Origin of the sequence: Streptomyces recifensis, assembly GCF_002154615.1 — a bacterium.
Classification (GTDB): domain Bacteria; phylum Actinomycetota; class Actinomycetes; order Streptomycetales; family Streptomycetaceae; genus Streptomyces; species Streptomyces griseoluteus.
The window spans coordinates 13,736-14,109 of sequence record NZ_MUNH01000056.1; the positions used below are offsets into that span (position 1 = coordinate 13,736).

Below are 374 nucleotides of genomic sequence, written 5' to 3' on the forward strand. Positions count from 1 at the left end.
CATGCCCCAGCTCGCCACCAGCGCGATGTTGACGAGGGTCTTCACCCAGCCGGAGACCCGCTGGAGCAGCAGGGCGATCAGCATGCCGAGGACCATCGTGAAGACGACGGCCCCGGCGGTGAAGCCGACGGTGCGCAGCACGACCTGCCAGAAGTCGCCGTCGCCCAGCACCTTGGAGAAGTTGGCGAAGCCGACGGACTCCGGCTCCTGGAAGCCCCAGAGCTGGGACTGGCCGAACTTCTGGAACGACAGGGTGACCAGCCGGACCAGGGGGTAGCCCATGACGCCGGCGAGGATCAGCAGACAGGGCGCGAGGAGCAGCCAGGGAGTGGCGGCGCCGCCCTTGGCGGAGGCCGGGCGGCGGGGCCGGGGCG

1 pseudogene is annotated in these 374 nt (G+C 70.9%); it reads right to left on the reverse strand.

What is annotated here, in order from left to right:
- A pseudogene (locus tag CCN33_RS32730) lies at positions 1 to 321 on the reverse strand (sugar ABC transporter permease); the annotation flags it as partial.
- Between the last annotated feature and the right edge of the window lie 53 nt (positions 322 to 374).